Origin of the sequence: Robertmurraya sp. FSL W8-0741 (assembly GCF_038004005.1) — a bacterium.
GTDB classification, from domain to species: Bacteria; Bacillota; Bacilli; order Bacillales; family Cytobacillaceae; genus Robertmurraya; species Robertmurraya siralis.
Window position 1 is genome coordinate 128,776 of record NZ_JBBOQG010000001.1, and the last position, 16,930, is coordinate 145,705.

The window sequence follows — 16,930 nt, forward strand, 5'->3', positions numbered from 1 at the left end:
AGACATAGAAACGCAAAAATAAAAGTCTCAAAATATGAGGACAAGGTTGCTCTATTCTGGCTATTCTTTGTCCCCATGAACTCTTTATGAGGACACGCTTTGCTTTTTTTTGGCCTTCTTTGTCCTCATGAACCTCCTATGAGGACAAGGTTCGCTTTTTTTCAGCTTTCTTTGTCCTCATGAACTCTCTATGAAGACACGCTTTGCTTTTTTTTGGCTTTCTTTGTCCTCATGAACTCTCTATGAGGACAAGGTTTGCTTTTTTTCAGCCTTCTTTGTCCTCATGAACCCTCTATGAGGACACGCTTTGTTTATTTTCAGCTTTCTTTGTCTTCTTGAACCCTTTATGAGGACAAGGTTTGCTTTTTTTAACGTTCTTTGTCCTCATGAACCCTCTATGGGGACAAACTTTGCTTTTTTTCAGCCTTCTTTGTCCCCATGAACTCTCTATGAGGACAAACTTTGCTTTTTTTTGGCCTTCTTTGTCCTCATGAACCCTTTATGAGGACAAACTTTGCTTTTTTTTGGCTTTCTTTGTCCTCATGAACCCTTTATGAGGACACGCTTTGCTTTTTTTTGGCTTTCTTTGTCCTCATGAACTCTCTATGAGGACACGCTTTGCTTTTTTTCAGCCTTCTTTGTCCTCATGAACCCCCTATGAGGACAAGGTTTGCTTTTTTCAGCCTTCTTTGTCCTCATGCATCCCTAGAAGGGAAATCATCCAGAATTATCAGCCTTGCCAACGATGCCAGCCCGATCGACTAAACTCATTGGGTTCGCTCAACAATGGATTACCCAACAGAGGCTGCTTCACTAGCAGAGCCCTTGAGTTTTTGAGCTGTTCAGCAATCGGCGTCAGCGAACTCTTGACAGACCGAGCTTGCCAATGGTTTAAAATGGAAATAACCAAGGGCGATTTTGTATGCCTTCTTTTTGCCCCCTTTGCCCTTGTTACCCCACACACAAACCATTGGCGTGTTTGTCAAGAGCGATTGAGTGGCAATTCCACCTAATAAATGGGAGAAAACCTAAACATCTAAGTAATTTTCATAGAACTTTTGACACTACCAAAAAAACTCCCGTCTCTTAAAAAAAGAGACGAGAGTTTTATAATCCCGTGGTACCACTCTAATTGTTTTTAGAAATCTAAAAACCACTTCCGCTTGATAACGGGGCTGTCCCCGTCCTTTCCCTACTTACGTTCAGGAAAGAATCTCCAAAGTGCGCTTCATCATTTGCTCCGCATTAGGCTTCCACCATCCCTAACTCGCTCTTACTTTCACAAATAACTACTCTCTTTGTCATCGATTGTTTTTAAGTATTGTTATTATTATATCCATTCTTTTCGAATTTTCAAGATCATTTTTTTAATCCGGTCTTGAAATAACAACGATTTTACATCCCCGCCCCTGTTCGTCCTTATGATCGAAAAACAACAGGTTTCGTCGATGTATTCCTACACATATCTTCTGTTTTCTATTCATGAAAGCTATTAATAAGAAAACGCAGTGACAATGACTCCTCGTATCAAAACGGATTTTGGACCGAAACCGGTTCTTTTTTGCATGGAGGGCAAAATAATTGATTGGCATATTTATTAAATATAGGTTTTCAAAGTGCAGAAGTCTGAACTTGTGACCATTCCTTTTTTGCTGTATTTCTACTTATTCTAAATAAAATGGGTGGACCATTTCAGGCGCTTTATCATCTAAAACTCGGTACGTAGAGCGTCCAATATGAAGGGGTATGGCAAGTTTAGCAAGGTCAGGCAGTCCATTTTCTAAAAACACCTCTTTATCCTGATAACGTTGCACCACTTCTCCAACTATCCATTCCTGATCGGCTATCGTCGTGATGCTCTTCACTTCACATTCATAGGCAAAATAGGCATCCGTCAAAATAGGGATATCTGCTTTAATGCCGTTCTCATAGGAGATATTAAATGTTTGAAATTTATCAATTTCTGAACCGCTGCACGAACCAACAGCTTGAATAAGATCAGAAAAATTTGCTGGTAAAAAATGAACACCAAACACACCGCTTTTCTCAATCATATGGTACGTGTGTGCTTTCTTTTGCAGTGAAATCCCATACATACCTGGATTTGATCCTATATAGGTATGCCAACCAGAGGCCATGATGTTCTGTTCCCCATTATAACGAGCTGTTACGACAGCAACCATCCCGGGATAAGAATACCAAATTGGTTCTTGTATTGGGGTTCTCATTTTCGAAAATCTCTCCTTTTTCCGTTAAGATCCAGTTAAAAATTTTATTAATTACAACAGATAGTAAGGTTCATTCTGTTTACAGCTGGACTTTGAAAAGTATCATTCAGATTGCCGGTCCTCCTCCCCTCTCATTCTAAGATGTACTTAACTATAAGCGAACATTCCTTTATGTAACGCATTTTAAACCCTATAGTTGCTATAGGGTCAAGTGCTAAACTTGAAAAATTTTATTTTACAATCTCAGCAAAATTAATTTAAAAACCTACATATTCGGGAATGAATCACGATGTAATTTACACCTTAATAATTATGAGCCGTTCGATTTTTTTATCCTGATTTCTGTAATAAAACGGTCTTCTCTTAGGGCACTGTAATTAATTGGGACTGAGACTTCATACACATTCCCTTCTGTTTGGATTTGATTAGAGTTAATATATTGATACAATTTTTGATAATGGTTGATGTATTGTTGAAGAGACCAATTAAAAGCGATGCATACATATTCTCCTGATGAAATGGTACCAAATTCAAACTGTTTTTCTTTTGAGCTTAATTCGATATTTTTGTGAGGGATAGTTGTATAAAAAAAATCGTATTCAATTTGATTCGTATTTTGATAATCTTTCATTTCATATGTATAACCGCATTGGTTATCAATCATTAAACATTTATCCTCAAGTGTGTCGGCTAATTTACGAATGTGGAAGTAAGGTACAGAATTTGGGCTCGAATTGGAAGTGGCAATTTTTAATATAGTTTGCTCGTCTATATAGCGTGTGTAAATTTCCTTCTCATCACTTTTTTTGCATATCTCAAGCTGCTCAGCTAATTGAAGCTTCCTCCTTTCAAGCAACTGTTCTGCTTGAACAAGCCTTGCCTTTTCTTCTTGTATAGCTTTTTCTTGTTTTTTAAGGGAGTGCAGCATATTTTCAGGAGTATCTACTAAAATCTTTTTTATTTCTTCCAATGGTGTTTGGATATATTTTAATGACTTTATAATGTCAAGATAAAAAAATTGTCTAATATGGTAGAATCTATAACCATTTTTCAAGTCAACATGATCTGGTTTGAATATACCTAATTTATCGTAGTAACGAAGAGTCTGAACGGATATATTATTTAATTTGGCTGTTTCACCAATCGAATAATATTCTTTCAAATTGATTTCCTCCCAAATGTAAGAAATTTAATCCCTGCCCAAGAAAGTAATTAGCAACTGAACGGTTCGTCTTCAATCGGTTCAATTATACCTTCTCGAATCGCTGTTACAAGCACCCTTTCGATATGCAAACATTTGAAACAGTTTTTTAACATTATCCTTTTTATTTCTTACCTAAAACTAGATTTGAAAATATTTGCTGAATTGTTTTGATAACGCAGTTCAACTGAAATTTGCATATCCTTGCCCCATTGATTTATAAACGGATTAAAGTCTATATACCGTACCATCCTTAATTGGATAGCTGTCCGTCATATTTTATCAAAATAGTGCATGTATATTTTTTTATAACATGTTACATTCAAAATGGAATATCATTAACGAACAAGGAGGCAAAAATTTTGAATATGAAAGTGGAGATTCTTCCAAATTATCGACTTGCCTATATGCGAAGAGTTGGTCCCTATGGTCCAGGCAATAACGAAGTAATGGCCAGATTAAAAACATGGGCATTAGAGAACAACCTTATGTCATCAGCGATCCTTTTCGGTATCCCACAGGATAATCCACAAGTAACACAACCTGAAAAATGCAGATATGATGTCGGCATTGTCATAACAAAAGCATATCAACTAGATGATTCAATAGCTGAGCAAACATTTTCTGGAGGAAAATACGCTATTTATTTAGTAAAGCATACAGAAGAGTCCCTGCAGCAAGCATGGTCAGAGATATTTCCTCTCTTGCAAAATAGCGGACATCAAATCGACAAGAAACCCATTGTTGAAAGATATTCTGCAGAAATGCTCGCTCATGGATATTGTGAGCTCTGCGTGCCAATCCTTTAACGTAGAAAACTTAGAGGGGAAAGTTACCTCCCTTCATTCATTCGTTTTCTGTTAATTCTTATGTCAGAAACGTTTAGTTTACAAAAGCTTCCTCACCCTTAATCAAAATAAACTGGCTCAGCCAAATTTCGAAGATACTTGAAGACCCATTTCAATTGAGATTCGGTGTTTCTCCCTAGTGACAACAAAGGTAAATCGTCTTCAGGGAAGAAATTAACTTCACTTGTCTCCATCCCTTTCGTTGCTTCTCCACCAATGATTTCACATTGGATAAATAGCTTGTACACATAATAAGGCGACGGAGGGTGTGGGTGGCATTTTTTATCTTGCACCCCTAATAGTTTGATTGCTTTGACATCAAAACCAGCTTCCTCTTTTACCTCTTTGACGGCTACTTCACTAGGGGTTAGCCCTATATCTCCCCAACCACCTGGCATGGCCCAAGCGCCATCACTTTTTTCTTTTACTAATAAAATTTTGTTGTCTTTAAAGACGACCGCTCTAATATCTACCTTCGGCGTTGCATACCCTGTTTCATTAGCAAAAAGATTTCTTATGACTCTTTGGTCCAGTTCAGTTTGTTGTGACATCATTTCAATGCTTATATTGCGGATCATCTCGAATCTCTCTAAATCATAAATATCTTTTGAGTACGTCAATCCCGCTTGTGCAATCGCTTGAAGCTGCTTCGCCCACTCAAGCCACTTTGTATCCATCCAGATCCTCCTACACTTATATTTTCTAAACTTTGATAAACAGAAGTGTTGATAAAACCATTTTGGCTCATTTCGCATGAATGTCCGCATCTTTTTAGTATACCTGATTCCATGAAACGTAGGAGAAATTTCTATTGCCCCTTTGCTTCATGGAATCAGAAAGAAAAATAAGTCGAAAATAAACATCGACATATAACAAAACCTTATCTAAAGAACATATTCAATAAAAAGTATGGTAATCCTCTGACTTTGTAAAAATTTCAATGTACAGTTAAGCTTTGTCCAATAAGTAATGAGCACCGGACAAGGCGACAACATAGAAAGTGTTCGCTTCCGGGTAAGGAAATTAATCCATGTATTAATTGGTATAAAAACACCCTAATATTCCTAAGCTGCCAAATGATCTGCTCGATATAGCAGCAATGGCAAAATGCTCAAAGCAAACATGTTCACACGAAAAGCAAGCGAACCATCAGTCGACTTGCTCTGCTTTTTTCTTATACCAAATTAAAGCAATGAAATGAAGATGGTTATTAAATTGATCCAATAAACATGAGTCACAGCTGGCACCCCAGAAAACTCGTATGTAGTTCATACTCCCATAAAAATAATAGCGTTAATCCTTCTTGGATCAACGCTACTCAATCGTTTTGTCTTGATTGCAGGGATATTAACCACTCACTTTACTTACCTTCACCCCTTGGCCTCTCTCTCCAGGTTGCTTCTTCCAGAACCATGTTATCACAATTCCAATTACAAGAATGACTGTCGCAAAGTAATAAGGATAGTTAATATCGATATCGAACAACATACCGCCGATAATCGGGCCACTGATGTTCGCTAAACTGGTAAACATGGAGTTCATTCCTCCAACAAAACCTTGTTCATTTCCAGCAATATTTGTCAAATAGGAAGTAACAGCTGGTCGAAATAAATCGAAACCGACAAAAACAATAAATGTAACGAGTAAGATAGAGAAATAGGAATGAACAACTGTCATGAGATAAACAAGCACGGCAGATAAGATTAAACTGTACCGAATCAGCTTAATTTCACCCCAAATCCGTGTTAGCTTATCAAATAATAATACCTGTGAAATAGCACCAAAAATCGCACCACCTGTAATTACAATCGCGATATCGGCCGGTTTGAATTGAAACTTATGATCAACAAATAAACTAAAAAAAGACTCGAATGCTGCTAAGCCAAAAGATGCAATAAAAATGAGAATAAACGCCAGAAGATATTTTGGTGCCAAAATCCGCCGCAAACCAAATTGACCTTCGGTAGCTTGCTCAGTATACTCTTCTGAGCGAGTTGGTTCCGATAATAACATAATCGATAGAACGGCCGCCGTTGTACCTAAGCCGCCTGCAAAAAAGAACGGTATACGTGTACCAAATTCAGCTAAAAATCCGCCAATTCCAGGACCGATGATAAAACCTGTGCTGATTGCAGCCGACATATAACCAAGAGCTTTTGGTCGCGTATCCATATTCGTAATATCTGCAATAAAGGCGGTGACTGCCGGCATAATAAAGGCCGCACTAACTCCCCCCAAAATCCGAGAAATAAATAGTACTTCAATTTCTTTCCCAAGTCCGAATAACAACTCCGAAATACCAAAAATGAATAAACCAATAACAATCATTATTTTTCGGCCGAATTTATCAGCTGCTTTCCCTGCAAACGGGGAAACAATTAATTGAGCTATCGCAAATGCCGCCGTTAAATAGCCAACGGTTGTACCTGTAATCCCTAATTCATTCATCAAGGTAGGCAAAACTGGAATGACAAGGCCAATCCCTAAAAAAGCAATAAACAAATTCATTAATAGTAATCCTAACGTGACTTTATAACTTCTCATCCTGTATAAGCTCCTTAATAAACGACTTTCCGTATTTACTCTTTCCATCTTAATGTATATAGTAACTATATAGTCAAGGAGGTAAATTTTAAATGAGTAAAAAAAGCGGCAAATATTTAACGACAGGAGAATTTGCGAAACTTTGTAAAATCAATAAACAAACCCTCTTTTATTACGACCAAATTGGACTTTTTTCTCCCGAATTCAAAAATGAAAAAGGCTACCGTTTTTACTCTATTCATCAAATAGAACTCTTCTTTGTTATAGAATTATTAAAGGATCTTGATATGTCATTAAGTGATATTCAACATTACATGCAAAACAAATCACCGGAAACATTTTTAACGATGATGTATCAAAAAAAGGATGAGATCGTGAAAAAACGGCAAGAGATTGAGATAAAGGAAACGATGATTGATGCCAAAATCAGACTCATGCAAGAAGCGGCAAAGCTTGATTTCAATCGAATCATTTTGGAGGAATTACCTAGAACAACCCTTTATTTGAGTCGAAATATTGAAAATATTGCCGATGAAGGTTTTGTTGAAGCAATTTCAAACTTTGTCGATGAATTATATTTATCTCATCTCGATACAGGGTACCCTATCGGGGTCTTAACGAAGCGTGAACAGTTAGTAAAAGGGGAGTTCTCCAATTATAGCTATTTATACATGGAACAACCTAAACCAAAGAAAGGGTATTCCTATTTTGAAACAGTTCCAGGAAACTATCTCACTGGATACCATATCGGCGATGAAAAAGCAATCGATCAAACATACAAGCGTCTTTTTTCTGAAATGGAACGGCTGAACTTAACATTAGGAAACTACGCTCTTGAAGAATATATTTATGATACGGTCGTAAAGAACGAGAAAGAAGAATACATTACCAAAATCATGATCCACGTGAGAGAAAAAGATTAAGTGACTCCACATCACGCAGCAATTTGTCGACAAAGGCATCGAGAGTACTACCTCTGTGTCTTTTGGCATTTTTGGCTGGATTTGCATCTGTTGATTTCCGCTTTGGGGGCGGGTGATGATCCTCCTCGGAGCAGTCACTCCTGCGGGATCTCTCCTTGTCCCGCAAATGAGGCCATTGAAAAAGTTTTCAGCGGTCTTTTTTCAGATTTTTAGCGCTGCTGTCCCTCTGTTCTGTCTCCCGTAGAAAGCAAATAACGTTGTTCCGACAGTTTGTTTTCTATTGGTGCCATTAATCGGATTGAACTCTTGCATTCCTCAATTGTTCTGTCCGAATTCAACTCTTATTCGGACTGGAGTTTTTCTCGTTTCACTCGTTCTGTCTGGATACACCTCTCGCAAAGACTCGTTCAATCAACTCGTTACGGCATGCGAATATTTCTTTGACTTCATTCTAAGACCTTTTGCTCTTTTCTTTGACGCGACCAGATTACAACCGGAATGAGGATTAAAGATAAAGCTCCACCGGCTAATGACAATGTTTCATAATTCGAACCAGCAACAACCATTCCCGAAAAAGCTCCGCCTGAAGCCCCTGCCAAGGCAATTAATACATCGACTTTCCCTTGGGTTTTAGCCCGCGTTGCCGTGTTCGTTGAATCTACAATAAGAGCGGTTCCTGTTATTAATCCAAAGTTCCAGCCTAATCCAAGCAAGGACAGGGAAACGATTAGAAGAATCATTGAATCACCTGGTGCAATCGCGGCAACAATCCCTGACAAAAGCAAAGTAGCTGTCGATGCGATTGCCATCACAGTACGGCCAAACCTATCAACAAGAACGCCTGTCACTAAGGATGGGAGATACATCGCACCAATATGAAAGCCGATAACAAGTCCTACGGCTCCCAAACCATGACCATGATGCCCCATATGGACTGGGGTCATCGTCATAATGGAGACCATGACAATTTGCGTCAGCACCATCATTGTCGTGCCAACAATAATCCCCTTCTTATTTTCCTCTTCGTGCGCATCACCTAAAGCTCCCATAACAGGACGCTCTTGAGTTGATGCTTCAAGCGTTCTGGCAATCATCAACGGATCTGGACGAAGAAAGATGAAAATGACAAGGCCAGCTAGGATAAATGCAGTGGCAGATAAAATAAACGGACCCGCAAGAGATGGAATCCCGATTGATACAGCAAACTCTCCCATTACATTGACTAAATTAGGTCCTGCGACAGCTCCAAATGTAGTTGACACCATCGCAATACTGACTGCTGTGGCCCGCTGCTTTTGCTTTGCTAAATCGGTACCTGCATAACGTGCTTGCAAATTCGTCGAAGTGCCTGCACCATAAATAAACAGAGATACAAATAAAAGAATAATATGATTCAGTAAAGCGGCTACGACCACTCCGAATGCTCCCAAGCCACCTATTATAAAACCTGCTGTAAGACCTAGGCGACGTCCAAAACGTTGAGAAAGTCTGCCAACTAATAACGCCGATCCTGCCGACCCGAATGTAAACAAAGCAACAGGAAGTCCTGCCACCGCATCTGTTCCAAGCATCTGCTGTGCAAGAAGCGCTCCGACTGTTATACCTGCCGCTAGTCCTGCCCCACCAAATATTTGTGAAATAACAACAATGATCAATGTCCGTTTATACAGTTTTTTCTGTTTCTCTGGCTCCATATAATCTTCCGCCAAACTTTTTGACACATGAACACCCACTCTTTTTTCTCGATCTCCCATACCATTTCAACATCGTTCTTGAACGCTTCCTATCTTGTTATAACATCATCCTCACTTAGCTCCATTCATTCTGCATAAAAAGATCGCTAATAGATCGTAAATTAGTAAGGTATTTTGAAGAAGTTGACTATTCCTATCCATCACTGTACTTCTTAGAAAAGCAATTTCATTTATCTTATCATCCTGACAATCATTAGGGTAGAGAAAGATTTCTATTTTTAAAGAGAAAAAAGGAAACAGCGGGGTAAGTATCTCCTTTAAGCAAAATTTAAAGGAGATACTTTATAAGCATTTCTTACATTAAAAATGAGGAGATTCACTCAAAATTGAACTGCCATTTAAAATACTTTCCTTTGATAAATGACCGTGCTCATCCCCCAGGAGATACCATAAATTACGATAATCACCAGGGCGGTTCCAGTATATAAAACAAGGTCAGATAAATTCATAATAAAATTGGAAATGGCCGTTAAACGTTCGGCAAAAAATATCACAACAGGTGGCCCTGCAGCCGCTAACAAAAGAAAGCTAATAATGACTACTGTTGAGATGTAACCTGGTTTAAGGATATAGAATAACGGAAAAGTAAATGCCGCAAATGTTAAAAATAAGCCTCCTCCAATTGCCATATCCGTCAGTGTAAACGGTCTATCGAAAAAAAATAATGCCAGACCTGTCAGGCCGCAGGCTAAGCCCATATAAAAAATGGCACCAAGGTAGCGCGATGCAATGATTTCTTTACGTGTATAAGGCAAGGAATTTAATAATATATTCGTCTCTGATTTTTCGTCATAAGCATATGCGTTTAAGGGAATAAAAATACTGGCAACGAGAAAAATTAAAGCGGGATGTTTATCCATGTAGATAAAAAACAGAACAATCGGAATAAAAAGTATAAGTTGTTTCTTCTGCAGTATGATATCGCGTCTGATAAGATTAAACATGATGAACGCCACCTTTCATGTAATACATAATATCTTCAAGAGAAGCCTTTTCAATGACAACCGCATCCCCGAAAGTGTTTTGTACATCCTTTATATTATCTGTTAATGCTTCAAACCCTGTCGGTGCACGATGAACTTGTATAAAAAACTTTTCCGTATCCCTATCCAAAAGATCCGTCCCACCTTTAACAAGGGCATAATTTTCAGCTACATCATGAACAGAGCGATTGAAGATGATTTTCCCGCTCTGTATGAATGTAATATAATCAGCAATTCGATCCAGATCAGTCGTAATATGCGTGGAAAAGAAAATGGTGCGATTCTCATCAACCATTAATTCCTGCAATAGAGCCAGCAGTTCTCGCCTAAAAATCGGATCTAAGCCCGCTGTTGGCTCATCCATAATAATCAACTCTGCATGATGTGACAGTGCAAGTGCTAAGGAGGCTTTCATTTGCATTCCTTTAGAAAATGTTTTGATCGCTTTGTTTAACGGTAACTCGAACTGGTCAATATAATGATCAAATACTTGATTATCCCATCGTTTATAAGCTGGTCCCACAATTCGTTTGATATCTTTTAAATTCAACCCTTCAAAAAAGACATTGCCATCATAAACAAATCCAATTCGCTCCTTAATTTCCTTCTCATGTGTCCTGTAATCCAGTCCAAAAAGCTTAACCTCACCGGCATCCGGCCTTAACAAGTTCATCATCATTTTTATCGTTGTCGATTTCCCTGCTCCATTTGCACCAATAAACCCTGTTACAAAGCCTTGCTTCACATCCAAATTTATATTTTCAACGGAAAAACCTTTAAATTTTTTCGTTACATTTTTTAGTTCAACCACGTTCTCCATCATTTCACTCCTCATATAGTATCTTCAATAATTGTTGTAGTTCATCCAGTGATAAACCAATTTCTTTGCCATTTGTAATCACGGAGTTCATTTGATCCTCAATCGCTTTCAGCTTCTTCTCTCTTATGACCTCTAAATTTTGCTCTGCCACAAATGATCCTTTGCCAACAATCGAATAAATAAAGCCCTCTTTCTCCAATTCCTCATAGGCCCGTTTCGTCGTTATGACACTGATTTGCAAATCCTGTGCAAGTTTTCGCATCGAGGGTATTGCTGTTCCTTCTTGTAATTCACCTGCTAAAATAGACGATTTAATTTGATTCATGATTTGCTCATAAATTGGCTCCTTGGAACTATTAGAGATAATTATTTTCATGCCAATCCCTCTTTTTTGTTTTTAGCTTTGTTAAATAGAATTGTTGATAAAATGATTTTTGGCTCATTGCATGTGAAACTTTGGTTTCACATGCCTTTCAGTATAACTGAAAGGTCTTCTGATTCCATAAAACGATAGGAGAAATCTCGTTTTCTCCTATCGTTTCATGGAATCAGAGAGAAAATGAGTCAAAAATCCACATCGGCTATAACAGAGCCTTGTTTTTTAATATTAACCTTTGAGTGATTCAGTAAAGGGCATATTATTCATTGTTACTAATTGGTTAAGCTTATAAATGATATAATGTATATATACTATATATACATTATATATACTCTGAAAAATTTATGCAACCTTTTTAGGTTAACCATATTGTTAATAAAACGATTCATTGACTCATTTCTTATTGGCACCTCCCTCATGATCGATTTGCTTGTTTTTTCCTTTTAAAATGATATCCAGTGAAGATAGTGCAAAAGATTAGATAATTATGGCCTGTTAAAAAAAGAAAGAGCACGAGACCGAATTTAATCCTTGGTCTTGTGCCCTTTTGAATATATTGAACCCCATCTCTATTTCCTTTACAATCCCACCTGTAAGGATAATGTCACACCACTCCGAATTTACGTACTTATTCCACCTCTCTTAACAAAGATAAAATCGATTGTTTCGCAATCATTTGATAAAGAAGTCTGCTGCCGAACATGAGTAATATAAACAAAAAAAGAATGGATAAGAAAAAGTAATATAAGTAAAATGAAATGGGGAAAAATAAATTGATTGAGAGTAGAACTGTTATAAACACAATAAAGCCTATGATAGTGGCCAGAATATAATATATCACCATTTCGGCTGTTAAAAAATAGTAAACTTTTCTTTTTGACATCCCCATCGACAAGTAAATACCCCAGTCTTTTCTTTGAAGCTGGTACTTACTAAATACAATAATAATGATACTCGTAAGCGTCAAAAGTGAAGCAACTACAAAAGAAAAAATCCCAAGAAAGCGTAAAAGTGAAGTAATGCTCGTTTCTTTTTGGATAAATTCCGGTATATTTTGGAGCAAGCTTCCTGGCACTGTTGCCATTAATTGATTAACATTATCATCAATTTCCTTGAACTCTTCCTCTTTTATATCTTGCTCTAAAAAAATGTCTAACTCATGATAACCGACAAAAAGGTTTAAATCTTCCAGTGTACTCTTAGCAATCACAATCGTAAATTTATCATACCTGATGTCCTTCATCCCATCCAAATGCTTAACAAGCGCTTCGTTTCTTGCATCATATACTTCAAATTGCTGTTCAATTTTGCGTATATTTTCCTCTTCCTTTACTAATTTAACAAAGCTAAGCTCTTCGCCAATCAGCTTATGTAAATCTGAGTCTTTTGTGCCATTTTCGCTTGGGACGAACAACAGGATTTTCCCTTTAAAGTCTTCGTAATCTCCCTCTGGATAGACTTGTTTGAATTCTTTTTCATCAACAACTTCATATTTTACATTCGGAATGATCCATTTATTTTTGTATCTTAACGCTCCTCCGTTTTGATTGATCCACTGATCGATCGCTATTGTTTTTTTATCTGCCCCAATTAGCGGAACAACATCCTCCAGAAAAGGATTTTTTTCCACATGTTTAACTCCGGGAAGACGGGTCAATTTCATCACGTTCTCTTCAGAAAAAGTTAAACGTTGATCAAATAAGACAGGTAAATGATCTACCATATCAAATCGATAGATTTCTTGTGAATTTAAGTAGTAGTATTCATCCACATCCCAAATTCCCTCTGATTCTTTTTGCAAAACAATAGAAAATACGAACACGAGAATGGATAAACAAATAATAGAAACAGTAAAAGTAAATTCCTTAGGGAATAAAAATAATTGTCTTAATAATTGTTTTAATGCAAAAGGCTTTATTTTCTTTTCGATAAAGTGGTGAAGAGAAGAAATATTTCTCTTTCCCGCCATTATACTCCTGATTGAAAGATGTTTAGAACAAAATACAGACCTAAGAGAAATAATTAAGATCCATAAAAATAACAAAACAAAATAGCCGATCATGATCACATATGTATGATGAGGATATGAAGATTCTAGGCTTTCGATAAAACTCATTCTGATCATGTTAGTTTTAAAGACATACTGAAGTGGTATTGCCAAAACAAGGCTTGTCAAGAAAAGAATAAAAACTTGATAACAATAGATTTTATACAAGCTTATATCTTTGACACCGATTGCCTTCAAAATGCCTATTTTTTGCATTTGTTTTCTATTAAAGTATGTAAATATGCTTGTTAAAGCAACCGTTGAAATGAAAAGAAGGATGCTTTGAAAAACGATGGATAAGTTCCGAACGGTGTCATAATGCTTTAATCCCTCATCAAATAACTTAAAATTTTCAAATCCCTTATATTCATTTAACAAATCATCCATTTTTTCCATTGAAGTATTTTTATCACCCTCAAGCTTGACCAAGTAATTACTCTTAAGCTGAGGCTCAGCATACGTACCCATAAAAATATTTGGAAAGGCATGGACTCCTTGCTCTAAATCAATCGGGGCGTACCATCGAGAAGAATAATTATCTAGAATTCCGACTAATTTGATTTTCCATCGCTGATTCTCACCCTGCAGAGTTTTTGTTTCGCCAATTTTCCAATCTTTATCAATTAAATTTAAATAAGCAGATTCTATCGCTACTTCATTTTTTTCTTCCGGAAACCTGCCTTCCTTAATTTTTATATGGCTCAGCTCTAATGCATCATCATCCAGCCAGCCGATAACAGCTTTCTTATCTTTATTTCCAAAATGATAGAAATCAATTAATTGATAAGCGCCTACCTTCTTTATGCCTTTTTCGAGATCACTTTTTTTAGTCACTACATCAACCAAAATCCCACTATGTTCCCCATATTGCGAATAAGCGTTGGTTAACAGACCCGCTCTAATCGTTTCCGAAGCTGAAAATATCGAGAGGATAGAGGAAATGACCAATGTCAAAGTAAATACAAGCAAAACAAGCCAGCTTTTTCTCGAAAATAAAAACTTACATCCCAGCTTAAACATTCGATTTTATCCCCTTTAAAACTCCATCTTTCATGGAGTACAAATAATGCGGTGTTGGAAATAAGTTCGTTTCATGCGTAACAATCACCAAGGACAAATTTTTGTCCTTGTTTAATTTGATTAACAAATTCACAATACTCTTAGTTGTTATTTGATCGAGGTTCCCAGTTGGCTCATCAGCAAAAAGAATATCCGGTTCAGTGATCAATGCCCTCGCAATAGCAGCTCTTTGTTGTTCCCCTCCGGATAAAAAGCTTGGCCGCTTATCTAAGTGATGGACAATACCTAACTCATTGGCAAGTTCTTTGATCTTTGCTTTCAAATCAAATTCTTTCTTTTTTTGAAATTTTAAAGGAAGTTCTATATTTTCATAAACTGTAAGCTCGGGTATTAATTGAAAGGACTGAAAAACAAAGCCAAATTTTTCACCTCTAATGAGTGATTGCTTCGCATCAGACAATTCATAAAGCGATTCATGTTGATAATATACTTTTCCGCTTGTAGGAAACTCCATGCCACCAATAATGCTTAGAAAAGTCGATTTCCCGGAACCACTCTTTCCTTCAATAACATGAATCGTTCCTTTTTCGACCATAAAATTGGTTTTTTCTAAAACTTTTTTCTGCCGATTACTTCCATAATCCTTGGTTATCTCAACTGCTCTTAAAATTGCTGCCATCTGTTTAACCTCCATGGATTTTTTTGATCTTAATTTACCAGAATCAATTTCACCATGTACAACCGCTTAATAAAAATCTATATCCGAACTTTCACCAATTAAAATGCTGTAAAAATCGAATGACGTTCGTTTTTTAATTGAAGTGCACAATGATAGAATGGTTTCATCAATATATTTATATAACGTAATATCCTTCGAAATAATTTCTTATGACAAAGAAAAAAAGACGAGGATGTCCGAAAAGTTGGGCTATTCGACCTGAACGAGCGATGTGAACGCTGTAACTGTCACAATAGAGGGGCTATTCAACCTGAACGAGCAATGTGAACGCTGTAACTGTCCCATTAGAGAGGCTATTCGACCTGAACCAGCAATGTGAACGCTGGAACTGTCACAATAGAGAGGCTATTCGACCTGAACCAGCAATGTGAACGCTGGAACTGTCCCAATAGAGGGGCTATTCAACCTGAACCAGCAATGTGAACGCTGTAACTGTCCCATTAGAGAGGCTATTCGACCTGAACCAGCAATGTGAACGCTGTAACTGTCCCATTAGAGAGGCTATTCGACCTGAACCAGCAATGTGAACGCTAAAACTGTCCGAATAGAAGGGCTATTCGACCTGAACCAGCGATGTGAACACTGTAACTGTCACAATAGAGAGGCTATTCGACCTGAACCAGCAATGTGAACGCCAAAACTGTCCGAATAGAAGGGCTATTCGACCTGAACGAGCGATAAGAACGCTGTAACTGTCCCATTAGAGAGGCTATTCGACCTGAACGAGCGATGTGAACGCTGTAACTGTCCCATTAGAGAGGCTATTCGACCTGAACGAGCGATATGAACGCTGTAACTGTCACAATAGAGAGGCTATTCGACTTGAACCAGCAATGAGAACATTGAAACTGTCACAATAGAGAGGCTATTCGACCTGAACCAGCAATGTGAACGCTGGAACTGTCCGAATAGAAAAGCTATTTGACTTGAACCAGCAATAAGAACATTGAAACTGTCCCATTAGAGAGGCTATTCGACCTGAACCAGCGATAAGAACATTGAAACTGTCCCATTAGAGAGGCTATTCGACCTGAACCAGCAATGTGAACGCTGGAACTGTCCCATTAGAGAAGCTATTCGACCTGAACGAGAAATAAGAACTCTGTAACTGTCCGAATAGAGGCTATTCGACCTGAACCTGAAATAAGAACTCTGTAACTGTCCGAATAGAGAGGCTATTCGACCTGAACGAGCGATGTGAACGCTGTAACTGTCCCATTAGAGAGGCTATTCGACCTGAACCAGCAATGTGAACGCTGTAACTGTCACAATAGAGAGGCTATTCGACTTGAACCAGCAATGAGAACATTGAAACTGTCACAATAGAGAGGCTATTCGACCTGAACCAGCAATAAGAACGCTGTAGTTGTCCGAATAGAAAAGCTATTCGACCTGAACGAGAAATAAGAACGCTGGAACTGTCCGAATAGAAAAGCTATTTGAC

12 protein-coding genes and 1 other annotated feature are annotated in these 16,930 nt (G+C 37.6%); of the genes, 2 read left to right on the forward strand and 10 right to left on the reverse strand.

Translation table 11 applies throughout. The features are described 5' to 3' along the window. Positions 1-1,091: 1,091 nt before the first annotated feature. Positions 1,092-1,314: a binding site (T-box leader), on the reverse strand. Positions 1,315-1,664: 350 nt separating this feature from the next. Both NST02_RS00680 and NST02_RS00685 read right to left on the reverse strand, forming a co-directional pair. Continuing rightward, a complete protein-coding gene (locus tag NST02_RS00680; RefSeq protein ID WP_095314563.1) occupies positions 1,665-2,228 on the reverse strand; it encodes a flavin reductase family protein in 564 nt (187 codons plus the stop codon). Positions 2,229-2,538: 310 nt separating this feature from the next. Beyond that, the gene (locus NST02_RS00685; protein ID WP_137744661.1) at positions 2,539-3,390 is read right to left on the reverse strand and encodes a MerR family transcriptional regulator; all 852 of its coding nucleotides are present in this window, start codon (positions 3,388-3,390) and stop codon (positions 2,539-2,541) included. 401 nt (positions 3,391-3,791) lie between these two features. On the opposite strand from NST02_RS00685, the gene NST02_RS00690 reads away from it, so the two are divergent. After that, on the forward strand, positions 3,792-4,238 hold the full coding sequence (locus NST02_RS00690) for an AraC family transcriptional regulator (RefSeq protein ID WP_095314565.1): 447 nt from the start codon (positions 3,792-3,794) through the stop codon (positions 4,236-4,238). A 98-nt stretch (positions 4,239-4,336) separates the two neighbouring features. Here NST02_RS00690 and NST02_RS00695 read toward each other — a convergent pair whose 3' ends face one another. Together NST02_RS00695 and norA are read right to left on the reverse strand one after the other, a co-directional pair. After that, complete coding sequence (locus NST02_RS00695) at positions 4,337-4,954, reverse strand: NUDIX hydrolase (RefSeq protein ID WP_095314566.1); 618 nt, start codon at positions 4,952-4,954, stop codon at positions 4,337-4,339. Between the two features lie 670 nt (positions 4,955-5,624). Further along, entirely contained in the window at positions 5,625-6,821 is a 1,197-nt protein-coding gene (gene norA / locus NST02_RS00700) for a multidrug efflux MFS transporter NorA (RefSeq protein ID WP_095314567.1), read from the reverse strand. A 92-nt stretch (positions 6,822-6,913) separates the two neighbouring features. Between norA and NST02_RS00705 the strand changes: the two genes are divergently transcribed. Continuing rightward, positions 6,914-7,744: a MerR family transcriptional regulator gene (locus tag NST02_RS00705; protein ID WP_137744663.1), complete on the forward strand. Its 831-nt coding sequence runs from the start codon at positions 6,914-6,916 to the stop codon at positions 7,742-7,744. Between the two features lie 446 nt (positions 7,745-8,190). Here the strand turns inward: NST02_RS00705 and NST02_RS00710 are convergent, their stop codons facing one another. The 6 genes from NST02_RS00710 to NST02_RS00735 form a co-directional block, all read right to left on the reverse strand. Further along, entirely contained in the window at positions 8,191-9,438 is a 1,248-nt protein-coding gene (locus tag NST02_RS00710; protein ID WP_137744664.1) for an MFS transporter, read from the reverse strand. Positions 9,439-9,836: 398 nt separating this feature from the next. After that, positions 9,837-10,442, reverse strand: coding sequence for an ABC-2 transporter permease (locus NST02_RS00715; RefSeq protein WP_095314570.1), 606 nt, complete (start codon positions 10,440-10,442; stop codon positions 9,837-9,839). Beyond that, on the reverse strand, positions 10,435-11,301 hold the full coding sequence (locus NST02_RS00720; protein WP_095314571.1) for an ABC transporter ATP-binding protein: 867 nt from the start codon (positions 11,299-11,301) through the stop codon (positions 10,435-10,437). Before NST02_RS00720 ends, NST02_RS00715 begins: the two co-directional genes overlap by 8 nt. Positions 11,302-11,305: 4 nt before the next feature. Beyond that, the gene (locus NST02_RS00725) at positions 11,306-11,677 is read right to left on the reverse strand and encodes a GntR family transcriptional regulator (RefSeq protein WP_340947688.1); all 372 of its coding nucleotides are present in this window, start codon (positions 11,675-11,677) and stop codon (positions 11,306-11,308) included. A gap of 631 nt (positions 11,678-12,308) precedes the next feature. Continuing rightward, complete coding sequence (locus NST02_RS00730) at positions 12,309-14,747, reverse strand: ABC transporter permease (protein WP_340947690.1); 2,439 nt, start codon at positions 14,745-14,747, stop codon at positions 12,309-12,311. Beyond that, complete coding sequence (locus NST02_RS00735) at positions 14,740-15,426, reverse strand: ABC transporter ATP-binding protein (RefSeq protein ID WP_095314574.1); 687 nt, start codon at positions 15,424-15,426, stop codon at positions 14,740-14,742. The genes NST02_RS00730 and NST02_RS00735 overlap by 8 nt, the downstream gene beginning before the upstream one ends. Positions 15,427-16,930: the final 1,504 nt, after the last annotated feature.